This is a genomic window from Paraburkholderia sp. MM6662-R1 (assembly GCF_050436245.1).
Classification (GTDB): domain Bacteria; phylum Pseudomonadota; class Gammaproteobacteria; order Burkholderiales; family Burkholderiaceae; genus Paraburkholderia; species Paraburkholderia tuberum.
In genome coordinates, this window is sequence record NZ_JBNDLV010000004.1 from 2734168 (window position 1) to 2755128 (window position 20961).

Genomic DNA, 20961 nt, shown 5'->3' on the forward strand with positions numbered 1-20961 from the left:
GCGCGCGATGGCGACGGATTTCAGCGTGTCGACCGTTTAACGGACATGCAGGGGTCCTACCTGCCGACGAGGATCGTATGGCCAACTCACCGAACCTGAATGCCGCGGCGATCGCACTGAACCGCTTCGGCCTCGGCGCGCGCGCCGACGACACGCCGCCCGCCGATCCGAAGGGCTGGCTGCTCGCGCAGTTCGAGCAGTATCAGCCGCGGCCCGACGCGTGGGCGAACCAACCCGATTCGATCGCATTGTCGACGCAGCTCGTGCAGCAGCGCATGCAGATGGAACAGCAGTCGAAACAGAAGGCGGGTGAGGAGACCAACCCGAGCCAGAATGCGAACCACGGCGCAAACAACAGCGCCAGCAACACCGCATCACCCAGCCAGACCGACGCGCAAGCCGCCAGGCAAGCCGAAAGAAAAGCACTGCGCGTCGAGATACTCGACATGTACCGCTCGTCGGTCAATGCGCGCGTCGCAAGCGCGCTGACCACGCAGACGCCGTTCATCGAACGCCTCGTGCACTTCTGGGCGAATCACTTCGCGGTGTCGACCGAAAAGCCCGGCGTCGCGGCGCTCGCCGGGTCGTTCGAAGCGGAGGCGATTCGCCCGCACGTGCTCGGCCGTTTCGAGGACATGCTGGTGGCCGTCGAGCGTCATCCGGCCATGCAGCTGTTCCTCGACCAGACCCGCTCGGTCGGTCCCGACAGCATGGCCGCGCTGCGCGCCGCGCAGCGCAATCCGGACAACAAACGCGGACTCAACGAGAACCTCGCGCGCGAGATCATGGAGCTGCATACGCTCGGCGTGCGCAGCGGCTATAGCCAGGACGACGTGACCGAGTTCGCGCGTGCGCTGACCGGCTGGAGTCTCGTCGGCAATCCGGGGAGCGGCGGCGCCAATGCAAACCGGCGCGCGCTGGAACAGAACGGCGAACCCGGCAGCTTCGTGTTTCGTCCCGCGCTGCACGAGCCCGGCTCGCGCACGATCATGGGACGCCGCTACGACGAAGCCGGCGAACAGCAGGCGCTCGCGATCCTGCACGACCTCGCGCACGCGCCGGCCACCGCGCGGCATATCGGCACGAAGCTCGCGCGCCATTTCGTCGCCGACAATACGCCACCTGGCGTCAGCGAACGTCTGGCCGATGCGTTCACGCGCAGCGACGGCGATCTGCCGACCGTCTATCGCGCGTTGATCGATACGCCGCAAGCGTGGTCGCCGGCCGCGGTGAAGTTCAAGACGCCGTGGGAGTGGACCATCTCGTCGATGCGCGGACTCGGCTGGCACGAGCCCGGCAATCTGCAGAGCGCGCCGATCCTCACGCAGCTTGGCCAGCCGGTGTGGCGGCCCGGTTCACCCGCCGGCTACGACGATATCGCCGCGAGCTGGGCCGCGCCCGATGCGCTCGTGCGCCGCGTCGAAGTCGCGCAACGTTTCGCCGCGCGCGTGGGTGACCGGCTCGATGCGCGCTCGCTCGGCCAGACCTTGCTGGCTGGCTCGCTCAGCGAGCCGACGGCCACGGCGGTGTCGCGCGCGGAAAGCGCATCGACGGCGATCGCGCTGCTGCTCGTATCGCCCGATTTTCAACGGAGATGAACGCCATGCTGTCACGCCGTCAGTTTCTGAGCGTCGCCGCCGCCGGTGCCGGCGCAATGCTCGTGTCGCCGCGGATTGCGTTCGCGCATGTCGCGACCGACCGCCGCTTCGTGTTCGTGATCCAGCGTGGCGCGGCCGACGGGCTGAACATCGTCGTGCCGTACGCGGACCCCGCGTATGCGACGCTGCGCGGGCCGCTCGCGATCGATGCGTCGAACGCGCCGCATCTGGACGGCACGTTCGCGCTGCATCCGGCGCTCGCGCAGATGGCGAAGCTGTACGCGCAGCGCGAGGCGTTGTTCGTGCACGCGGTCGCCTCACCGTATCGCGACCGCTCGCATTTCGACGGACAGAACGTGCTGGAAACCGGCGGCACGTCGCCGTATCAGACGAAGGACGGCTGGCTCAACCGGCTCGCCGCGCAACTGCCCGCCACCCGCGAAAACGCGATCGCGTTCGCGCCGACCGTGCCGATGGCGCTGCGCGGGCCCGCGGCGGTGACGTCGTATGCACCGTCGGCCTTGCCGCAGGCGCCCGATGATCTGCTCGCGCGCGTGTCGCAACTGTACGAGCAGGACGCGCAGCTGCGTGCGCTGTGGGAATCGGCGATGGCGGCGCGCGGCCTTGCGGGCGACGCTGGCGCGCGCCAGGACCCGGCGAGCCTCGGCAAGCTCGCGGCCAGTTTTCTGGCGCGCGACGACGGTCCGCGCATCGCGATGATCGAGACCGGCGGGTGGGACACGCACAGCGCGCAGAACGCGCGGCTCGCGAATCAACTGAAGGCACTCGACACGATGCTCGCGGCGTTGCGCGACGGCATGGGGTCATCGTGGAGCAAGACCACGGTGCTGGTCGCGACGGAGTTCGGCAGGACCGCCGCCGCGAACGGCACGGGCGGCACCGATCATGGCACCGGCTCGGTCGCGATGGTGCTCGGCGGGTCGGTGCAGGGCGGACGCGTGATTGCCGATTGGCCGGGCCTCGCGCCGCATCAGCTGTATCAGTCGCGCGACCTGAAGCCGACCGCCTCGCTCGATGCGTTGATCGCCGGCACCGCGAGTGAAAGTCTCGGGCTCGATCCCGAACGGACGGCGGCAGCGCTGTTTGGCCGGACCATGGCGGGCAGACCGATGACGGGCGTCGTGCGGGCGTGACGCGTTGATCGCACAACGGCGTGCAATGACGATGGCACGGAGGCGTGATGGGCGATCGAGGATTCCGTGCGCGAGCGACCTGCGATCGCGGCGGACGGGGGTTCGCGTCGCGTCGGCATGGCGAATCGCGTGAGCCGACGCTGACTGCTTTGCTCGACGCGTTGATCGTCGGTGCAGCGAGCGAAAGTATTGCGCTCGATCCGGAGCGCACCGCGGCCGCGCTATTCGGCCGGACGATCGCGGCCGGGCCGTTGGCGAGGGTGGGGCGGGGCAGGTGAAGCGGCGGGCGTCGCGTGAACCGAGCGCTCGCCGACGCGATGATAGCGGCGGCCGTAGTAGATCAGCGCATCGCCCGCGCCCTGCGTGCGCGCGGCTTTCACCGCGCAGAAGAACACCGTGTGCGTGCCGACTTCGGTCACCGACTCGATCTCGCAGTCGAGCGACGCGAGCGCGTCCTGCAACACCGGCGCGCCGGTTGCGAGGTCGTCCCATTGCGCGGCGGCGAAGCGCTCTTCGATCGCGAGCGCGCTCGTGGCGAAGTGCGCGGCAAGGGCCTGCTGCTCGGCGCTCAGCACGTTCACGCAGAGCTTGCCGTTGCTGCGAAACGCCGCGTTGTTGCGGCTGCTGCGGTTGATGCAAACGAGCAGGGTGGGCGGCTCGTCGGTGACGCCGCAGACCGCCGACGCGGTGCAGCCCGCAAGGCCGGCTTCGCCGTCGCTGCTGATGATGTTGACAGCCGCGCCAAGCCCGGCCATCGCGTCGCGGAACGTGCTCTTGTCAAGCATGGGGCCTCTGCTGGAAGTCGGGTTCGCCAAAACAACGGTGGTCGAGTTAGCCGCGAGGCTCGTCGTCCGGCGCCGCCGCGCAAGCCGGCGAACGGAAGCGCGCCGCCGTGTGGCTCGCAGGCAGCCGCGCGTGGCCGAACAGCTTTTCGCGCAGCGTGCCGTCACGATACGCGCGCTTGTACGCGCCACGTTCCTGTAGCAGCGGCACGACCAGTTCGATGAAATCGTCGAAGCACTCGGGCACGACGGTGCGCGACAGATTGAAGCCATCGACGCCGGTTTGCTCGGTCCACGCGATCAGATCGTCGGCGATCTTCTCAGCCGAACCGACGAGCGGCTGCTGGCGGCTGCCGAGCACCATCTGTTCGAGCAGCTTGCGCTTCGTCCATTGCGGACCGGCCGCGCGCGTCATCGCTTCGACGTTCGACACGATCGCCTGGCTCTTGCCCGTTTCAATCGGCTCGTCGAGGTCGTAGCGCGCGAAGTCGATGCCAAGCGATGCGGCCGCATGCACCAGCGCCGCCTCCGAGCTCACATAGCGGCGGTACTCCTCGAATTTCTCCCGCGCTTCCTGATCGGTGCGGCCCGTGATCACGGTCTGGCCGAGCAGTACCTTGATGTCGTCGGCGCGGCGGCCGCCGGCGACCGCGTGCGCGCGGATGTCGTCGACGATCGTCTTGACCGCCGGCTTCGCCTGGCCGTTGACGAACACACACTCCGCGTGTGCCGCCGCGAACTGTTTGCCGCGCGCGGACGAACCGGCCTGATACAGCACCGGCGTGCGCTGCGGCGACGGCTCCGCGAGATGCATCGCATCGACGCGGTACTGCTTGCCGTGGTGATGGATCACGTGGACTTTCGACGCGTCCGCATAGACGCCGCGCGCCTTGTCGCGCAGCACCGCGCCGTCTTCCCAGCTGCATTCCCACAGCTTGTACACGAGCTCCATGTACTCGTCGGCGAGATCGTAGCGATCGTCGTGCGCCATCTGGCCGCTCAGGCCGATCGCGCGCGATGCGCTGTCCAGATAGCCGGTCACGATGTTCCAGCCGACCCGGCCGCGCGTCAGATGATCGAGCGTCGACATGCGGCGCGCGAACAGAAACGGCTGCTCGACCGACAGATTCGACGTGACGCCGAACGACAGATGCCGCGTGAGCGCGGCCATCGCCGGAATCAGCAGCGTCGGATCGTTGACCGGCACCTGCACGGCGCCGCCGATTGCCGCGTCCGGGCTGCCGCCGTAGACGTCGTACACGCCGACCACGTCCGCGAAAAAGATGCCGTCGAACAGGCCCGCTTCGAGCTTGCGCGCGTAGTCGGTCCAGTACTGCAGATCCGTGTAGCGCGTGGACTGATCGCGCGGATGGGTCCACAGCCCTTGCTGGATGTGGCCTACGCAGTTCATGTCGAACGCGTTGAGAACGATTTCCTTCGGCATGGTGTGTTCCGGCTGACGAGCGGGTTCGGGCAATGGCGTTGCGTTTAATATAGTGGACGAAAAATCACTATGCAAGACGTTGTTGGCTGGCTGTGCCGGTTGCGGTGGTCGTAGCGGCCTGAACTGGTCTGCGCTGATCCTGGCGCTGCTGCGTCAAAGGTAATCAGCCTGGCGTAGGCCGTGCCGGGGCAGCAAGCCCGCCAACGCAACCGGCATGGCACGGGAGGTGAAGGCATTGCGAGTCTCGACTCAATCGCTTATCGTCTCGATGAGTTTCGATAAGAAAGGATGCCCATGCGACCGTCCGTTGTTCTCGACATGAAGCGCAGCGTAGTGCGCGAAGCGACGAGTCGCTTCCGCGCAGCGAACCCGCGCGTGTTCGGCTCGGTGCTGCACGGCACCGACCGGGACGGCAGCGACCTCGATCTGCTGGTCGATGCGTTGCCAGGGGCGACGCTGTTCGACCTGGGGGGGTTGCAGGATGAACTGGAAGCGCTACTCGGCGTCCACGTCGATCTGCTGACCCCGGCCGACCTGCCGCAGAAGTTCCGGGCCAAGGTGCTTGCGGAGGCGCAGCCGGTATGAACGAGAACCGCTTGCCGGACTACCTCGACCACATGCAGCAGGCCGCAACCGATGCTTGCAGCTTCGTGAAGGGGCAGGCCAAGGATCACTTCCTTGAGGACAAGCGCACCCAGCGGGCCGTCGTCATGAGCCTCATCATCATTGGCGAGGCCGCCACGAAAGTAATGGACCGCTATGCCGACTTCGCTCAGGCGCACCCTAAAGTACGGTGGCGCAGCATGCGCGGGATGCGCAACCGCATCGCCCACGGCTACTTCGATATCAACCTTGATGTGGTGTGGGACACAGTGCAAACGGCGCTACCAGAGCTACTGAAACAACTGCCTGCTGCGTGCCAGGATGCCGAAGATGAAGACCGCAAGGACGATGGAATGAAGCAATGACCGAGCGGAAGGTGCCCCCCACTTGCGCAACGACGACCCCGCCATGTCCGAAACTTCCGCCATCGATCTGACGCAGGCGATCTCCGCGCGCGTGAAGACCGAGCGCGAGGCGCGCAACTGGTCGCTCGCCGAGCTGGCCGAGCGCTCGGGTGTATCGAAGGCGATGATCAGCAAGATCGAGCGTGGCGAGGCGAGTCCGACCGCGACGGTGCTCGGGCGGTTGTCGGGCGCGTTCGGGCTGACGCTGTCCACGTTGCTCGCACTCGCCGAGCAGACCGGCGAGCGGCTCGTGCGTCATGCGGACCAGTCGCTGTGGGAGGACCCCGAAACCGGCTATACGCGGCGGCGTATTTCACCGCCGACCGGCGGCGTGCTGGAACTGCTCGAAATCGAATTGCCGACTGGGGTGAGAGTGCCTTATCCGTCGGATGCGTTCGTGTTTCAGCATCAGCAGATCTGGGTCACGCAAGGGGTGCTGACGTTTCGCGAGGGCGCGCTCACGCACCGGCTCGAAGCGGGGGATTGTTTGCAACTCGGTGCGCCGGTCGAATGCGAGTTCTTCAATGCGGGCACCGAGGTGTGCAGATATGTGGTGGGGTTGGTGCGGCGCTGAGTTTCGTCCAGCTTGTGCTCAGCTCCCGCCACTCCCGCGGGATGGCAGGTTCAGGGTGAGTCTGTTGGTCACCGAGGTCACGCCCGGCACGCCTTTCGCAACATCGCCGGCCTGCTGGATCATGTCGCCCTGAGGCACCGAGCCGGTCAACGTCACCGCGCCGCCGCGCGCCCGCACGAACACGTTCGATACATTGAAGCCCGGCGCTTTACCGAGCGCGTGCCGCACGTCGCGGCCGAGCTTGCGATCCGCCGCACGCGTCGACTGGGCGGTCGGGGCCGGCGCGGCTGCCGTGGCGGCAGGCGTCTGCGCGTCGCTCGCCTGGGCATAGGCGCTGGATGCGGTTGCCATGCACAATGCAATACCGAGCACCTTCAAAAGATTGACTGTTTTCACTGTTTCACCATCCTCGATAAGTTGATGTCGCTTCGTTGCATGTTAGAAACGTCGCGCTTTGTCGAGCAGGTCTGGACTCTGGGAAGCGTCTGTCTTGTAGAGGAGTGGTGGTTTTGGCGCTTCCGGCGCGGTTAAAAGATACTCCTGACGGCGCGGACGTGCCAAAAAACCGAATCGCGGAAGGAGGTGCGTGCGGCTTGATTCCAGCACGGTGAGACACAGGCACCGGCATACGACGCAGCCGACTATAAGCGCGGGCGCGCGGCGGCTAGTTTGTCCCAGAACGACGGAGGTAACGAAATACTCGAATCTCCTTCACCGCCATCCCCGCGGGAAAATTCGACGGACGGACCGAGATAACGGGGCGGCGAATACGGATTCAGCGAGTATCGCAGACCCGTTGACCAGAAAAGATGGGGACAGGCGTGCTGAACGTGCGCTGTGCAAGCAGCTTTCCAGTCTTGGCATCGAATAGCCGGCCGACATATACGAAGCGACGGTCCGAGTAGATGATGAAATCGATCCGCGCCACTATTGTTCATGAGTCAATCTCAACAAAACCCGGAGAATTCTGAAAACGAGGCCGCCGGGGCCCGTGCACGCTCCCGACCCGCATCCCGTTATTTGGCAGTAAGCTCCCGTTGACGGGTTCGCGTGGAGGCTGCGCGACCCGGCGTGTGGTTCACGATTCGCAGCCGCAATTCGTACGTTATTGCCAATTTTTTCAGGGGATATCAGTGATGAAGAGCTTCGCCATTAAACGAATCATGCTGGGGGTTTCGGCCGTCGCACTGATGGCCGGTACGATTCCGCTCGCGCTCGCGCAGGGCTCGACGGATGCCGCAGCCCAGGAAGGCGCGACGACGACCACCCCAAAGCCGACCAAGGCCGAGCGCAAGGCAGAGCGCAAACAGGCCCGCGCGAAAAAGAACGCCGAGTTGAAGAAACTCGAAGACGCGGGCTACCAGCCGGCGCAGAACGATCCGAACTATCCGGACAAGCTGCAGGCAGCCCAGAAGAAGGCCGGCGTTGGTGCGCCTGCCAGCCAGTAACGGACAGGCGGACGCCCGGCGTGGCATTCATCGTTGATGAGGCGCCGGGCAGTTGCGAGGCGCGATCATGGCAACGAAACATGAAGTGAAACGCTACAAGGCGAATCTCTCCGACGAACTGCACAGCGCCGCCCTCTATGAGACGCTCGCGCAGGTCGAGAAAGACGAGACCCGCAAGCAGGTCTATCAGGATCTCGCGCAATCCGAACACAGCCACGCGCAAGTGTGGGCCGACAAGCTCAGAGCCAATGGCATCGAACCGAAGGGCCGTGGCCATGCGGTCAAGACGCGTCTGATGAAGGGGCTCGTGCGCGTGTGCGGCGCGGACTTCGTGCTGCCGACGCTCGCCGCAGCCGAATACGCGGACCGCAACAAATATCAAGGCCAACGCGACGCGGGCCACATGTCGGCCGACGAACATCATCACGCGGCCGTCGTGCAGACGCTCGCGAGCACCGGCAATGCCAACCTGTCGTCCGGCGCGCGCATTGCCGCGGCCGAGTCGTGGCACAAGGGCGCCGCGGCGGGCAACGATCTGCGCGCGGCGGTTCTCGGCGCGAACGATGGCCTCGTGTCCAACTTCTGCCTGATCATGGGCGTCGCCGGCGCGGGCACCGGCAACAAGGCGATCCTGTTGACCGGCCTCGCCGGGCTGATCGCCGGTGCCTGTTCGATGGCGCTCGGCGAATGGCTGTCGGTCACCAATGCGCGCGAACTCGCGAGCACGCAGATCGCCAAGGAAGCCGAGGAGATCGAAGAACAGCCCGAAGCGGAGGAGCACGAGCTCACGCTGATCTACCGCGCGAAAGGGCTCGACGCGAGCGAGGCGAAACGCGTGGCCTCGCAGATGATGCGCGACAAGGACAAGGCGCTCGACACCCTCACGCGCGAGGAGCTCGGTCTCGATCCGGCGGAACTGGGCGGCAATCCGTGGTCGGCGGCGGGTGTGTCGTTCTGCCTGTTCTCGCTCGGCGCGATTTTCCCGGTGATGCCGTTCCTGTGGACGCGCGGCGTCAGCGCAATCGTTCAGTGTGTCGTGCTGAGCATGCTGGCGCTCGCGTCGATCGGCGTGTTCACGTCGTTGTTCAACGGACGCAGCGCGGGGTTTTCGGCGCTGCGCCAGATCGTCATCGGGCTCATTGCGGCAGGGTTCACGTTCGGCGTCGGGCGCTTGCTGGGCGTGTCGATTTCCTGACCGGTTCAACTCGGAAGCGTCTCGCGCTCGTCGCCGTCCGGGAGCGCTGCCTCCTCTGTGGCGACACGCTCCGCGCGTCGGCCAATCCGCGTCAATCCTTTCTCCCACAAGGGTTTGCTCGCCGCGCCGAGCGTCCACGGCATGACCGGGTGTCGCATTTCCTCATGTGGTTGTCGGAATTAGTCGGTTAGCCGCACTTTTTTCTGGCAACTATGTAGGCACAGCGCGGACGGACGTCCGCAAGCGAGGAGAGCACTCGATGAATTCCCCCAAGGTCGTGGTCGAAGGGCTGTGCAAGGTGTTCGGCAGCAACCCGAAACAGGCGCTCGCGATGCTGGCCGGCGGCGCCACGAAAGAAGAGGTGTTTGCCCGCACCGGTCAGATCGTCGGCGTCCACAACGCGTCGTTCGAGGTTCGCGAGGGCGAGATCTTCGTGCTGATGGGCCTGTCCGGCTCGGGCAAGTCGACGCTGATTCGCCTGATCAATCGGCTCGTCGAGCCCAGCGCCGGCAAGGTGCTGATCGACGGCCGCGATGTCGCAGGCGTGCCGCGCGCCGAGCTGACCGCGCTGCGCCGCAAGGACATGAGCATGGTGTTCCAGTCCTTCGCACTGATGCCGCAGCGCAACGTGCTGGCCAACGCGGCGTTCGGCCTCGAAGTCGCGGGCGTCGGCCGTAAGGAGCGCGTGGCCCGGGCGTTGACGGTGCTCGAACAGGTCGGCCTTGCACCGTTCGCGCAGAAACTGCCGGCCGAGTTGTCGGGCGGCATGCAGCAGCGCGTCGGGCTCGCGCGCGCGCTCGCGGTCAACCCGTCGCTGATGATCATGGACGAGGCGTTCTCCGCGCTCGATCCGCTCAAGCGCAAGGAGATGCAGAACGTGCTGCTCGATCTGCAACGCGAGCAGCAGCGCACGATCCTGTTCGTGTCGCACGATCTGGAGGAGGCGATGCGCATCGGCACGCGCATCGCGATCATGGAAGGCGGCCGTGTCGTGCAGATCGGCACGCCGCGGGAAATCATCAAGAACCCAGCCGACGACTACGTGCGCGCGTTCTTCGAAGGCATCGACACGAGCCGCTATCTGACTGCCGGCGATCTGATGCAGACCGACGACGTGCCGCTGATGCACGCGCCGCAGATCGATGCGTCGAGCGTCGCCGCGACGCTCAACGGCAGCGCCGACTACGCGTTCGTGCTCGATAGCGAGCGCCGGATTCGCGGCTTCGTGTGCCGCGATGCGACGGGCAGCGCGTCGCCGCAGCTCAACCAGATCGAATGCATCCGCCGCAGCACGCCGCTCGACGACGTGGTCGCGCGCGTGGTGGCGAGCCGCGCGCCGCTGCCGGTCGTCGAAGCGGACGGCTCCTACTGCGGTTCGGTCAACAAGACGAACGTGCTGAACGTTCTCACGCGCCACCGAGGTTCCCATGTCTGAAGTCATTCCAGTTGGCGCGTGGGTTGATCGCGGCGTTCACTACCTGCTCGATCACGACGCGCAGACCTTCGACACGATCGGCAAGGTCATCGAGAGTTTCGCCGCGGCGGTCGAGCACGGTTTGCAGGCCGTGCCGATGTGGGCGCTGATGGCGTTTTTTCGTCGGCATCGGCTTGTGGCGCGTCGGCTGGCGCTTCGCGCTGTTCACGCTGGCGGCGCTGCTGCTGATCTACGGCACCGGCTTCTGGGATCAGATGGTGATCACGCTCGGCCTCACGCTGTCATCGACGGTGATCAGTCTCGTGCTCGGCGTGCCGCTCGGCATCTGGACGGCGAAGAGCCGCGCCATCGAAATGATCGTGCGCCCGGTGCTCGATCTGATGCAGACGATGCCCGCGTTCGTCTACCTGATTCCGGCCGCGATGCTGTTCGGTCTCGGCCGCGTGCCGGGCATCCTGTCGACGGTGATCTTCGCGATGCCGCCCGCGGTGCGTCTGACCGCGCTCGGCATCAAGCACGTGAATCGCGAAATCGTCGAAGCGGGACAGGCGTTCGGCTGCACGCCGTGGCAACTGCTGTACAAGGTGCAGTTTCCGAACGCGCTGCCGTCGATCATGACCGGCGTGAACCAGACCATCATGATGGCGCTGTCGATGGTGATCATCGCGTCGATGGTCGGCGCGGGCGGCCTCGGTAACGACGTGCTCGCGAGCATCCAGCGGCTCGATATCGGACTCGGCTTCGAAAGCGGGATGTCGGTCGTGATGCTGGCGATCATTCTGGACCGCATCACCGAGAGCTTCGGCCGGGCGCCGGGCAAGGTACGCGCCCCCCTGTTCGCCGGTTTGCGCAATGCGATGAAAGTGCGCCGCGAGCCGGCGGCGCAACACGGTTGACGGCCTGATTCGATACGTCCATGAAGCGCGACGCAATCGCCTCCGCCGAAGCCGATGCGCGGCTGTGCGCCGTCGCGCACGTCGGCTTCCTGACGCTGCCGAACTTCTCGATGATCGCGTTCACGAGCGCGGTCGAGGTGCTGCGCATGGCGAACTACGTGGGCCGCGCGCAGCACTACCGGTGGTCCGTGATCACGCCGGACGGCGAGCCGGCGCGCGCGAGCAACGGCATCACGGTGAAACCGACCACCACGCTCGCCGAGGCCGGCATGCCGGACCTGCTGTTCGTGTGCGCGGGCTGGCACGTGCGCGAGTATGTGAACGACGCGGTGATCGCGCTGCTGCGCGAGGCGGCCGCGCACCGCGTGCCGCTCGGCGGCATCTGCACGGGTCCGTATGCGCTGCTCGCGGCCGGGCTGCTCGACGGCTATCGCGCGACCGTGCATTGGGAGGACATGTCGCCGTTGCACCAGCGCTATCCGCACGTGCATTTCGACGACGAACTGTTCGTGATCGACCGCGACCGGCTGACCTGCACCGGCGGAACCGCGCCGCTCGATCTGATGCTGCATCTGGTGGGCATGCGGCTGGGGGCCGCGGTGGCCGCGCAGGTGTCCGAGCAATTCATCGTCGAGCGGATTCGCGGCTCGACCGATTACCAGCACATTCCGGTCGACGCGCGGGTCGGCCTGTCGCGCACCGAACTGATCGAAGTGGTGCGGCTGATGGAAGCGAACATCGAGGAGCCGCTATCGCTCGACGAACTCGCCCGGCTCGTCAACCTGTCGCAGCGTCATTTGCAACGGATGTTCAAGCTGTTCCTGAACATGTCGCCGACGCATTACTACCTGAGCTTGCGGCTGCGCCGCGCGCGCGATCTGCTGCGCAATACCGATGCGTCGATCGCGCGCGTGACCACGGTGTGCGGTTTTCATTCTCCGTGTCATTTCAGCAAGGCCTATCGCGCGCAGTTCGGACATGCGCCGAGCGTCGAGCGGCGCATGCCGGAGTAGCGGGTGCCGCGGCCTCGCATGCCGCGCGGATTCAGATCGCCTGCGCGCGGCCCGGAAACGTTTCGTCGTAGCACGAGCCGTCGTCGGCTTGCTCCGCCGTGCCGCGCTGCTCGCGATACATCATCGGCGGCACGCCGAACTGTTTGCGAAATTCCCGTCCCAGGTGCGAGGCGTCCGAAAAGCCGCAGCTCGACGCGATATCGGCGACGGTTTTGTCTGAGCTCGTCAACAACCACGCGGCGGTGCGCAGGCGCACCTGCTTCGCGTAGGCTTGCGGCGCCTTGCCGGTCTGCGCCTTGAACAGCCGTTCGAGCTGACGCGGCGACAGATCGAGCTTGCCCGCCAGTTGGTCAAGCGGCAGCGCGCGGCCCACGTGCTGCTCCATCAGCAGGATCGCGCGCTTGACCTTCGGATGCGAGGCCGGCGCGAGACCGGGCGGATGCGGCTGCGGCGCGTTGCCTTTCTGCAGGTCGTCGACGAGCAGGATGCGCAGCGCCTTCTGCACCGTGGCGGTTTCGAAATGACGCAGCAGGATCGCGGCGGCGACGTCGATCGACGCGCGGCCGCCGGAACAGGTGATGCGCCGCCGGTCGATCACGAACAGCCGGTCGGCGACCAGCATCTGTTCGTCGACCGACGGAAAGCGCTCGATGAAATCCCAGTAGTGAAACCAGCTCACGCAGATCCGATGGCCGTCGAGCACGCCCGCGCGCATCAGCGAGAACACGCCGGTGCACATGCCGACCAGCGTCGCGTCGCGGGCGGCGGCGCGGCGGATGAACTCGAGCGTCGCCTCGCTCGCGGCCGGCCCCGAGTGCAGCAGTCCGCCGACCACCACCACGTAGTCGAACTTCCCGGCGGTCTCGAAGGTTTCCCACGGCGTGATCTGGATGCCGCAACTCGCCCGCACCGGGGCCAGGGTTTCCCCGATCACGCTCCACGAACAGCGCACCGGCTTGCTGAAGTCGCCTTCGTCGGCGGACAGGCGCAGCAGGTCGACGAAACCCGCGAATGCGGTCAGCGTGAAGTTCGGCAGCAGGATGATGCCGAAGCGGATGCGCTGCTTCGTGGCTGTGTCGAGTGAGGGAGGGGCAAGCGTTTCAGCGGAATTCATGCGCGCGGCGGGTCGGTGAAAAGAACGGCGAAAGAGGAACGAACGTTGACCGAAACGGTGAAGCGAGGATAGCACCACGGACCTTCAGCATTGCCGGCCGCAATCGGGCCGCCTGTCGCAAATGCGTCCCAAGTCATCGCAAATGCGCCGGAAGACCCGCCTGGCGGTTCACCTGACGACGCCATCCCATTGCGATGCCGTTTTTATTCTATCGATCCGGCCCGGCGTGCGGTGCAATAGACGCACATTCCGTCCGGGCGCATGAGTCGAGTCGAAGCGCTTCCGGCCATCGCAACACGCAAGACACAACGCACAAGGCACGCCATGAACGTCAGCGTCTTCGATCTGTTCAAGATCGGCATCGGTCCATCCAGCTCGCACACGGTCGGGCCGATGATCGCCGCATGCCGCTTCGCATCGCACATCGAGGACGCGAATCTGCTCGGCTTCGTGCGGCGCGTCAGAGCCGAGCTGTTCGGCTCGCTCGGCGCGACCGGCAAGGGCCACGGCACCGACAAGGCGGTGCTGCTCGGCCTCGAAGGCAATCTGCCCGACCGGCTCGATCCTGAGCTGATCGAGCCGCGGCTGCGCGCGATCCGCGAGACCCGACAGCTCGTGCTGCTCGGCAAGCATCCGGTCGCGTTCGACGAGCGCGAACATGTCGGCTTCTTGCGCAAGCTGATGCCGGGCGCGCCGGGCTCGGGCGTCGTGCATCCGAACGGCATGCGCTTCCAGGCCTTCGACGAGAACGGTCAACTGCTCGTCGAAAAAGAGTACTTCTCGATCGGCGGCGGCTTCGTCGTCAATCGCGACGGCGATCGCGTGAACGGCCGGCGCGCCAACGCGGAGGTGCCGTATCCGTTTCGCACCGGCGACGATCTGATGCGCGTGTGCCGCGAGAGCGGCCTGTCCATCGCCGAAGTGACGTTGCGCAACGAATGCGCGACCCGGCCGGAGCACGACGTGCGCGAGGGCCTGCTGGCGATCTGGCGCACCATGGCCGCATGTGTCGAGCGAGGTTGCAAGGCGCGCGGCGAGTTGCCCGGCCCGATGCACGTGAAGCGTCGCGCGGCCGAGCTGTGCGAGCGCTTGCGCGCACGCTCGGAGGAATCGCTGCGCGACCCGCTGTCGATGCTCGACTGGGTCAACCTGTACGCGATGGCCGTCAACGAGGAGAACGCCGCGGGCGGCCGGGTCGTCACCGCGCCGACCAATGGCGCGGCCGGCGTGATCCCGGCAGTGCTGCACTACTACGTGAAATTCATGCATGCGGCGAACGACGCCGGCATCGTCGACTTCCTGCTGACCGCCGCGGCGATCGGCATCATCTACAAGGAAACGGCGTCGATCTCCGGCGCCGAGGTGGGCTGCCAGGGCGAAGTGGGCGTGGCCTGCTCGATGGCCGCCGCCGCGCTCGCGGCCGTGATGGGCGGCACGCCCACCCAGGTCGAGAACGCCGCCGAAATCGGCATGGAACACAACCTCGGCATGACCTGCGATCCGGTCGGCGGGCTGGTGCAGATTCCGTGCATCGAGCGTAACGCGATGGGCGCGATCAAGGCGATCAACGCGGCCCGCCTCGCGATGAAGGGCGACGGCAAGCACGTGGTGTCGCTCGACAGTGTGATCCGCACCATGCGCGAAACCGGCGCCGACATGAAGACGAAATACAAGGAGACGTCGCGCGGCGGACTGGCCGTGAACGTCATCGAGTGTTGAACCGCTACACCGCATCTGCAAAACCGCCAAGGAACGACGATGAGCCGCTATTCGATATTCAGCCTGCTACGCAACGGGATGTCGTATCACGAGAACTGGGAGCGGCAATGGCGCAGCCCCGAGCCTAAACGTGAATACGACGTCGTGATCGTCGGCGGCGGCGGGCACGGTCTCGCGACCGCGTACTACCTCGCGAAGGAGCATGGCGTGCGCAATGTCGCGGTGCTCGAGAAGGGCTGGATCGGCGGCGGCAACACCGCGCGCAATACGACGATCGTGCGGTCGAACTACCTGTGGGACGAATCCGCCGCGCTCTACGAGAAGGCGATGAAGCTGTGGGAAGGGCTCGCGCAGGATCTGAACTACAACGTGATGTTCAGCCAGCGCGGCGTGATGAATCTCGCGCATACGCTGCAGGACGTGCGCGACACCGAACGCCGCGTCAACGCGAACCGCCTGAACGGCGTCGACGCCGAATTTCTCACGCCCGCGCAGATCAAGGAACTCGAGCCGACCATCAATCTGAACAGCCGCTACCCCGTGCTCGGCGCATCGATCCAGCGGCGCGGCGGCGTGGCCCGGCACGATGCGGTGGCGTGGGGCTTCGCGCGCGGCGCCGATCAGGCCGGCGTCGATATCGTGCAGAACTGCCAGGTCGTCGGCATTCGCCGCGACGGCAGCCAGGTGACGGGCGTCGACACGACGAAGGGTTTCATCAAGGCGAAGAAGGTCGCGGTGGTCGCGGCCGGCAACACGTCGACGCTCGCCGACATGGCCGGCGTGCGGCTGCCGCTCGAAAGCCATCCGTTGCAGGCGCTGGTGTCGGAGCCGATCAAGCCGGTCGTCAACACGGTCGTGATGTCGAATGCGGTCCACGCGTATATCAGCCAGTCCGACAAGGGCGATCTCGTGATCGGCGCGGGCGTCGATCAGTACACCGGATTTGGGCAGCGCGGCAGCTTCCAGGTCATCGAGGGCACGCTCGAGGCGATCGTCGAAATGTTCCCGGTGTTTTCCCGCGTGCGGATGAACCGGCAGTGGGGCGGCATCGTCGACGTGTCGCCGGACGCGTGCCCGATCATCAGCAAGACCGATGTGAAGGGACTGTATTTCAACTGCGGCTGGGGGACGGGCGGCTTCAAGGCGACGCCCGGCTCGGGATGGGTCTATGCGCACACGATCGCGAAGGACGAACCCCATCCGTTGAACGCGCCGTTTTCGCTGGACCGGTTCTATACCGGTCATCTGATCGATGAGCATGGCGCTGCCGCCGTGGCCCACTAGTCGACAAGGAGACACAGATGCTGCTGATCGAATGCCCGTGGTGCGGTCCCCGCGCCGAAACCGAATTCTCGTGCGGCGGCGAGGCGGACATCGCCCGCCCGCTCGACACGGACAAGCTCACCGACAAGGAATGGGGCGACTACCTTTTCATGCGCAAGAACCCGCGCGGCGTGCATCGCGAGCAATGGTTCCACACGCAGGGCTGCCGCCGCTGGTTCAAGGCGCAGCGCGACACCGTCAGCTATGCGTTCCAGGGTTATCAGACGTTCGAGCGTCCGTTGCTGGCGCTGGACAGTACCGATACACAGGCAGCAAACGCACAGGTAAAGGCACAAGAGGGCAAAGCATCATGAGCCAGAAAGACCGACTCCCGACCGGCGGGCGCATCAATCGCGCGATCGCGCTGAGCTTCACGTTCAACGGCGTCGAGTATCAGGGTTATCAAGGCGATACGCTCGCGTCCGCATTGCTCGCGAACGGCATGCATTTCGTCGCGCGCAGCTGGAAATATCATCGGCCGCGCGGCATCGTGACCGCGGGCGTCGAGGAGCCGAACGCGGTCGTGCAGCTGGAGACCGGCGCCTACACGGTGCCGAACGCGCGCGCCACCGAAGTCGAGTTGTACCAGGGGCTCGTCGCGAGCAGCGTGAACGCGAAACCGAGCATCGAAAAGGACCGCATGGCGATCAACCAGAAGATCGCGCGCTTCATTCCGGCGGGCTTCTACTACAAGACCTTCATGTGGCCGCGCAAACTCTGGCCGAAGTACGAGGAAGCGATTCGCGACGCGGCCGGCCTCGGCACCGCGCCGCGACAGCGCGACGCGGACCGCTACGACAAGTGCTTCGCGCATTGCGACGTGCTGGTCGTCGGCGGCGGCCCGACCGGGCTCGCGGCCGCGCACGCGGCGGCCTTGTCCGGCGCGCGCGTGACGCTCGTCGACGATCAGCCCGAGCTGGGCGGCTCGCTGCTGTCCTGCGGCGCGGAGATCGACGGCAAGCCCGCGCTGCGGTGGGTGCGGAAAATCGAGGACGAATTGCGGCAGTTGCCCGATGTGAAGATCCTGAGCCGCAGCACCGCGTTCGGCTATCAGGACCACAATCTCGTCACGGTCACCCAGCGCCTGACCGATCATCTGCCCGTGTCGCAGCGCAAGGGCACGCGCGAACTGCTGTGGAAGATCCGCGCGAAACGCGTGATTCTCGCGACCGGCGCGCATGAACGGCCGATCGTGTTCGGCAACAACGATCTGCCTGGCGTGATGCTCGCGTCGGCGGTGTCGAGCTATCTGCATCGGTATGCGGTACTGCCGGGTCGCAATGCGATCGTGTTCACGAACAACGACGACGGCTATCAATGCGCGCTCGACCTGAAAGCGGCCGGCGCGCAGGTGAGCGTCATCGATCCGCGCGCGGGCGAATCGAAGGGCACGCTGCCCGCGCTCGCGCGCCGCCATGGCATCAAGGTGCTGAACGGCACGGTCGTCACGGCGGCGCATGGCAAGCTGCGCGTCGCGTCGGTGTCGCTCGCCTCGTATGCGAAAGGGCAAATCACCGCTCAGCAGGGCCAACTGCCGTGCGATCTGCTCGCGATGTCGGGTGGCTGGAGCCCAGTGCTGCATCTGTTCGCGCAGTCGGGCGGCAAGGCCCATTGGCATGACGACAAGGCCTGCTTCGTGCCGGGCAAGGCGGTCCAGCCTGAGACCAGCGTCGGCGCCTGCGCGGGCGACTTCACGCTCGGCCAGGGCATCCGCTTCGCGCTCGACGCCGGCGTCGAAGCGGCGCGCGCCGCCGGGCACATCGTCGCGCGGCCAAAGCCGGTGCAGGTCGCCGAACTGAGCGAAACGAAGCTGGAACCGCTGTGGCTCGTCGGCGGACGCGAGTTGGCCACGCGCGGGCCCAAGCAGTTCGTCGATTTCCAGAACGACGTCGCGGCGGCCGATATCTTCCTCGCGGCGCGCGAAGGCTTCGAATCCGTCGAACACGTGAAGCGCTACACCGCGATGGGCTTCGGCACCGACCAGGGCAAGCTCGGCAACATCAACGGCATGGCGATTCTCGCCCAGGCGCTCGGTAAGACCATTCCCGAGACCGGCACGACGACGTTCCGGCCGAACTACACGCCGGTCACGTTCGGCACTTTCGCCGGCCGGGAATTGGGCGAATTGCTCGATCCGGTGCGCAAGACGGCGGTGCACGAATGGCACGTGGAACACGGCGCGGCGTTCGAGGACGTCGGCAACTGGAAGCGTCCGTGGTATTACCCGAAAGCGGGCGAGGATCTGCACGCGGCGGTTGCGCGCGAAGCGCTCGCGGTGCGCACGAGCGTCGGCATCCTCGATGCGTCGACGCTAGGCAAGATCGATATTCAGGGCCCCGATTCCGCGAAACTGTTGAACTGGGTGTACACGAATCCGTGGACCAAGCTCGAAGTCGGCAAGTGCCGCTACGGCCTGATGCTCGACGAAAACGGCATGATCTTCGACGACGGCGTGACCGTGCGCCTCGCCGAGCAGCACTACATGATGACGACCACCACCGGCGGCGCGGCGCGTGTGCTCACGTGGCTCGAACGCTGGCTGCAAACCGAATGGCCCGACCTGCGCGTGCGGCTCGCGTCGGTCACCGATCACTGGGCAACTTTTGCGGTAGTCGGCCCGATGAGCCGCAAGGTGCTGCAAAAGGTCTGCGACGACATCGACTTCGCGAACGCGGCGTTTCCGTTCATGACGTATCGTGAAGGCACCGTCGCGGGCGCGGCGGCGCGCGTGATGCGCATCAGCTTCTCGGGCGAACTCGCGTATGAGGTGAACGTGCCGGCCAACGTCGGACGCGCGGTGTGGGAAGCGTTGATGGCCGCGGGCGCCGAGTTCGACATCACGCCGTACGGCACCGAGACGATGCACGTGCTGCGCGCGGAGAGGGGCTACATCATCGTCGGCCAGGATACGGACGGCTCGATGACGCCGCACGACCTCGGCATGGGCGGGCTCGTCGCGAAGTCGAAGGACTTTCTCGGCAAGCGCTCGCTCGCCCGCTCGGACACCGCGAAGGCGGGACGCAAGCAACTGGTCGGGCTGCTCGCGGAGGATGCGTCGTTCGTGATACCCGAGGGCTCGCAGATCGTCGCCGGTCCGTTCCAGGGCGACACCGCGCCGATGCTCGGGCACGTCACGTCGAGCTATTACAGCCCGATTCTGCAACGCTCGATCGCGATGGCGGTCGTCAAGGGCGGTCTCGACAAGATCGGCACGACCGTCACGATTCCGCTCGCGAGCGGCAAACAGATCGCGGCGAAGATCGCGAGTCCGGTGTTCTACGACAGCGAAGGAGCACGTCAACATGTGGAATGAAACAGGCGGGACGGTGTCCATCGTGGACCGCACGCTCGGGCGGCAAAACGGCGCGTGGCAGGAGTCGCCGCTGGTCGGTGTGGATGGGCTGCTGAAACAGCATCAGGCCAACGCGACTGCCGCGTTCCGGCTTGGCGAGCGGCCATTTCTCGAACTCGTGAACGTGCGCGGCGATACGCGCGACTCGGCGTTCATTCGCGCGGTGGAACAGGTGATCGGCTGCAAGCCGCCGGAGAAGCCGAACACCGTCGCGCGCGGCAACGGCTACGACATGGTCTGGCTCGGCCCGGACGAATGGCTCGTGCGTTCGGAAACCGCGCACGATGCGACGCGCACGGCGCCGTTGCAGGCGAAGCTCGGCGCGGCGTTCGCGGGCGTGTTCGCATCGGCGGTCGATGTGGGCAGCGGCTATACGGTGCTCGAAATCACCGGCACGCGCACGCGCGACGTGCTCGCGCGCGGCTGTCCACTCGATCTGCATCCCAAACTTTTCGGGGTGGGGCAGTGCGCGCAGAGCCACTATTTCAAGGCGTCGATTACGTTGCTGCCCACGGGCGCCGACAGTTTCGACATCGTCGTGCGTCGCAGTTTCGCGGATTACTTCGTCAGGATCATGCTCGACGCCGCCGAGCCGTTGATGTGCTGAGCGACGCGCGCTTCGCTTTGCTGATGTCGCCATGACGTCGGCACGCGCGGCCACCTCGCTTCTCACGGCACGCGCGTGCGATGAGCGCGATGCCGGCGCCGCGCTCGCGCTGCTCGATCAAAGTATCGCGCTGCGTCATCGGCGCATTGCGCTGATCCGCTATCTGCTCGCGCGGGAGCTCGGTGCGCCGCTCGAAGCGCGGCATCATGCGTACGTCGAGAAAATCGCGGCCCGTCTGAGCGCGGATGCGCTCGCGCGGATCGCCGGCGCAGCGCGTGCGCGGCTGCGCCCGTAAGTCCA

Annotated in this window: 19 protein-coding genes and 1 pseudogene; 16 read left to right on the plus strand and 4 right to left on the minus strand. The window is 66.0% G+C overall.

Features of this window, described 5'->3' with window-relative positions; all coding sequences use genetic code 11:
* Positions 1–77 precede the first annotated feature (77 nt).
* Both OKW39_RS42405 and OKW39_RS42410 read left to right on the plus strand, forming a co-directional pair.
* The gene (locus OKW39_RS42405; protein ID WP_429565413.1) at positions 78–1598 is read left to right on the plus strand and encodes a DUF1800 domain-containing protein; all 1521 of its coding nucleotides are present in this window, start codon (positions 78–80) and stop codon (positions 1596–1598) included.
* 5 nt (positions 1599–1603) lie between these two features.
* Positions 1604–2752: a DUF1501 domain-containing protein gene (locus tag OKW39_RS42410; protein ID WP_429565414.1), complete on the plus strand. Its 1149-nt coding sequence runs from the start codon at positions 1604–1606 to the stop codon at positions 2750–2752.
* Between the two features lie 221 nt (positions 2753–2973).
* Here OKW39_RS42410 and OKW39_RS42415 read toward each other — a convergent pair whose 3' ends face one another.
* Positions 2974–3537 carry a flavin reductase gene (locus OKW39_RS42415; protein WP_429565415.1) on the minus strand — a complete coding sequence of 188 codons (564 nt, stop codon included), beginning with the start codon at positions 3535–3537 and terminating at the stop codon, positions 2974–2976.
* A 46-nt stretch (positions 3538–3583) separates the two neighbouring features.
* Positions 3584–4978, minus strand: a complete 1395-nt coding sequence (locus OKW39_RS42420; protein WP_429565416.1) for an LLM class flavin-dependent oxidoreductase — start codon at positions 4976–4978, stop codon at positions 3584–3586.
* A gap of 294 nt (positions 4979–5272) precedes the next feature.
* Here OKW39_RS42420 and OKW39_RS42425 point away from each other — a divergent pair, with 294 nt between their 5' ends.
* From OKW39_RS42425 to OKW39_RS42435, 3 genes are read left to right on the plus strand one after another with little or no spacing between them, the layout of a single operon-like run.
* Positions 5273–5563: a nucleotidyltransferase family protein gene (locus OKW39_RS42425; protein WP_184010058.1), complete on the plus strand. Its 291-nt coding sequence runs from the start codon at positions 5273–5275 to the stop codon at positions 5561–5563.
* Positions 5560–5946: a HepT-like ribonuclease domain-containing protein gene (locus OKW39_RS42430; protein ID WP_429565417.1), complete on the plus strand. Its 387-nt coding sequence runs from the start codon at positions 5560–5562 to the stop codon at positions 5944–5946. The genes OKW39_RS42425 and OKW39_RS42430 overlap by 4 nt, the downstream gene beginning before the upstream one ends.
* Before the next feature lie 43 nt (positions 5947–5989).
* Positions 5990–6559, plus strand: a complete 570-nt coding sequence (locus OKW39_RS42435; protein WP_184046833.1) for a helix-turn-helix domain-containing protein — start codon at positions 5990–5992, stop codon at positions 6557–6559.
* Between the two features lie 18 nt (positions 6560–6577).
* Here the strand turns inward: OKW39_RS42435 and OKW39_RS42440 are convergent, their stop codons facing one another.
* A complete protein-coding gene (locus OKW39_RS42440; protein ID WP_429565418.1) occupies positions 6578–6955 on the minus strand; it encodes a BON domain-containing protein in 378 nt (125 codons plus the stop codon).
* A 740-nt stretch (positions 6956–7695) separates the two neighbouring features.
* Here OKW39_RS42440 and OKW39_RS42445 point away from each other — a divergent pair.
* The 5 genes and pseudogenes from OKW39_RS42445 (at position 7696) to OKW39_RS42465 (ending at position 12546) form a co-directional block, all read left to right on the plus strand.
* Positions 7696–8007, plus strand: coding sequence for a hypothetical protein (locus OKW39_RS42445; protein WP_176078901.1), 312 nt, complete (start codon positions 7696–7698; stop codon positions 8005–8007).
* A 67-nt stretch (positions 8008–8074) separates the two neighbouring features.
* Positions 8075–9202, plus strand: coding sequence for a VIT1/CCC1 transporter family protein (locus OKW39_RS42450; protein WP_429333914.1), 1128 nt, complete (start codon positions 8075–8077; stop codon positions 9200–9202).
* Positions 9203–9461: 259 nt separating this feature from the next.
* Positions 9462–10637, plus strand: coding sequence for a quaternary amine ABC transporter ATP-binding protein (locus OKW39_RS42455; RefSeq protein WP_429565419.1), 1176 nt, complete (start codon positions 9462–9464; stop codon positions 10635–10637).
* A pseudogene (gene choW / locus OKW39_RS42460) lies at positions 10630–11533 on the plus strand (choline ABC transporter permease subunit). The gene OKW39_RS42455 and the pseudogene choW overlap by 8 nt, the downstream one beginning before the upstream one ends.
* A gap of 20 nt (positions 11534–11553) precedes the next feature.
* Positions 11554–12546 carry a GlxA family transcriptional regulator gene (locus OKW39_RS42465; protein ID WP_429565420.1) on the plus strand — a complete coding sequence of 331 codons (993 nt, stop codon included), beginning with the start codon at positions 11554–11556 and terminating at the stop codon, positions 12544–12546.
* Positions 12547–12577: 31 nt separating this feature from the next.
* Here OKW39_RS42465 and OKW39_RS42470 read toward each other — a convergent pair whose 3' ends face one another.
* Complete coding sequence (locus tag OKW39_RS42470) at positions 12578–13660, minus strand: GlxA family transcriptional regulator (protein ID WP_429565421.1); 1083 nt, start codon at positions 13658–13660, stop codon at positions 12578–12580.
* A 324-nt stretch (positions 13661–13984) separates the two neighbouring features.
* Here OKW39_RS42470 and OKW39_RS42475 point away from each other — a divergent pair, with 324 nt between their 5' ends.
* The 6 genes from OKW39_RS42475 to OKW39_RS42500 are packed head-to-tail and all read left to right on the plus strand — an operon-like array spanning position 13985 to position 20956.
* Complete coding sequence (locus OKW39_RS42475) at positions 13985–15379, plus strand: L-serine ammonia-lyase (RefSeq protein WP_429565422.1); 1395 nt, start codon at positions 13985–13987, stop codon at positions 15377–15379.
* Between the two features lie 39 nt (positions 15380–15418).
* Positions 15419–16663, plus strand: a complete 1245-nt coding sequence (locus OKW39_RS42480; protein ID WP_090810027.1) for a sarcosine oxidase subunit beta family protein — start codon at positions 15419–15421, stop codon at positions 16661–16663.
* A gap of 17 nt (positions 16664–16680) precedes the next feature.
* Positions 16681–17016, plus strand: a complete 336-nt coding sequence (locus OKW39_RS42485) for a sarcosine oxidase subunit delta (protein ID WP_018425086.1) — start codon at positions 16681–16683, stop codon at positions 17014–17016.
* A complete protein-coding gene (locus OKW39_RS42490; protein WP_429565423.1) occupies positions 17013–20015 on the plus strand; it encodes a sarcosine oxidase subunit alpha family protein in 3003 nt (1000 codons plus the stop codon). Before OKW39_RS42485 ends, OKW39_RS42490 begins: the two co-directional genes overlap by 4 nt.
* On the plus strand, positions 20005–20661 hold the full coding sequence (locus OKW39_RS42495; protein WP_090810023.1) for a sarcosine oxidase subunit gamma: 657 nt from the start codon (positions 20005–20007) through the stop codon (positions 20659–20661). Before OKW39_RS42490 ends, OKW39_RS42495 begins: the two co-directional genes overlap by 11 nt.
* A gap of 31 nt (positions 20662–20692) precedes the next feature.
* The gene (locus OKW39_RS42500) at positions 20693–20956 is read left to right on the plus strand and encodes a hypothetical protein (RefSeq protein WP_018425089.1); all 264 of its coding nucleotides are present in this window, start codon (positions 20693–20695) and stop codon (positions 20954–20956) included.
* The last annotated feature ends 5 nt before the right edge of the window (positions 20957–20961 follow it).